The sequence below is a fragment of the Micromonospora globispora genome (assembly GCF_003857015.1).
Classification (GTDB): Bacteria; Actinomycetota; Actinomycetes; order Mycobacteriales; family Micromonosporaceae; genus Micromonospora; species Micromonospora globispora.
Window position 1 is genome coordinate 1 of record NZ_QGGF01000527.1, and the last position, 1,360, is coordinate 1,360.

Below are 1,360 nucleotides of genomic sequence, written 5' to 3' on the forward strand. Positions count from 1 at the left end.
GTGCACTGCGAGCGGGACCTCGCCGATCTCGATGCCGGCGAGGTCCCGCTCGCAGTGCACCTCGCCGACCTTCGTGGTTTCCGGCCGGCGCGGGTCACCGGTGTAGAGGGCGTCCACGTCCGACAGGAGGACCAGCAGCTCGGCGTGGACCAGGGCGGCCACCAGCGCGGCCAGCCGGTCGTTGTCGCCGAACCGGATCTCCTCGGTGGCCACCGTGTCGTTCTCGTTGACGATCGGCACCGCCCGCAGGTCGAGCAGCTTGCGCAGCGTGCGGTACGCGTTGCGGTAGTGCACCCGCCGGGTCACGTCGTCCACGGTGAGCAGCACCTGCCCGACGGTCAGCCGGTGCCGGGCGAAGCTGGCCGCGTACCGGCCGATCAGCAGGCCCTGCCCGACGCTGGCGGCGGCCTGCTGGGTGGCCAGGTCGCGCGGCCGGCGGGGCAGCCCCAGCGGGGCGAGGCCGGCGGCGATCGCGCCGGAGGAGACCAGCACCACCTCGCGTCCCTGCACGGCCAGCGCGCCGAGCGTGTCGACCAGCGCGTCGACCCGGGCGTCGTCCAGGCCGCCCGCCGCCGTGGTCAGCGAGGACGAGCCGATCTTGACGACGATCCGCCGGGCCGAGGTGACTGCTTCGCGCACCCGCCCATTCTGCGCGCTCGGGTCGGCGAGGCCCGGTCGCGTTCCCATATCCTGGCGCGTCGTGACACCTGACGAGTACGTCGAGGCGGTGCTCGACCTGGTCGAGCGGATCCCGCCGGGCCGGGTGATGTCGTACGGGGCGGTGGCCGACGCGCTGGCCGAGCGCTCGGGGCGGGCGTCGGCGCGGCTGGTCGGCTCGATCATGGCCCGGCACGGGGGCGGGGTGCCCTGGCACCGGGTGGTGAACTCGGCCGGACGGCTGCCACCCGGGCACGAGGTCGAGGCGCGGGCCCGGCTGCGGGCCGAGGGCTGTCCGTTGCGGCCCTCCGGGGTGGACATGGCGGCGGCCGCCTGGTCGCCGGATGAGGGGATGTGACCCCGGCCATAACGTGAGTAGCATCCGGCGTCATGGACGCGCCGGAGAGGTCGTCGAATCCCGCCGCCGGCTCGTTCCCGGCCGGCGCACCCGTCGTGCCAGGGCCGCGGGTGGCCGCCGACCCGTCCGGGTCGGCCCGGTCCGCCGGCGCGCTGCCGCCCGGGCGGCTGCCCCGCCGGGTGCACGCCGGTTACGCGCTCGGTTCGCTGGTCACCGGGGCCTTCGGGACCGTGCCGGGGCTGCTCCTGCTGCCGTACCTGCCCGACACGCTCGGCGTCGCGGCGGGCGTGGCCGCGCTGCTGGTGCTCCTGCCGAAGGCGTGGGACGTCCTGGTCAACCCGGTGG

3 protein-coding genes are annotated in these 1,360 nt (G+C 75.7%); 2 read left to right on the plus strand and 1 reads right to left on the minus strand.

Annotation, left to right across the window (positions count from 1 at the left end):
* On the minus strand, nucleotides 1-687 hold a 687-nt coding region (gene proB, locus DKL51_RS28000), incomplete at its 3' end, for a glutamate 5-kinase (protein ID WP_124812672.1).
* 13 nt (nucleotides 688-700) lie between these two features.
* Between proB and DKL51_RS28005 the strand changes: the two genes are divergently transcribed.
* Both DKL51_RS28005 and DKL51_RS35245 read left to right on the plus strand, forming a co-directional pair.
* Nucleotides 701-1,015, plus strand: coding sequence for an MGMT family protein (locus DKL51_RS28005; RefSeq protein WP_109947203.1), 315 nt, complete (start codon nucleotides 701-703; stop codon nucleotides 1,013-1,015).
* Nucleotides 1,016-1,047: 32 nt separating this feature from the next.
* Nucleotides 1,048-1,360: MFS transporter (locus DKL51_RS35245; RefSeq protein WP_369008650.1), on the plus strand; the 313-nt coding region annotated here is incomplete at its 3' end.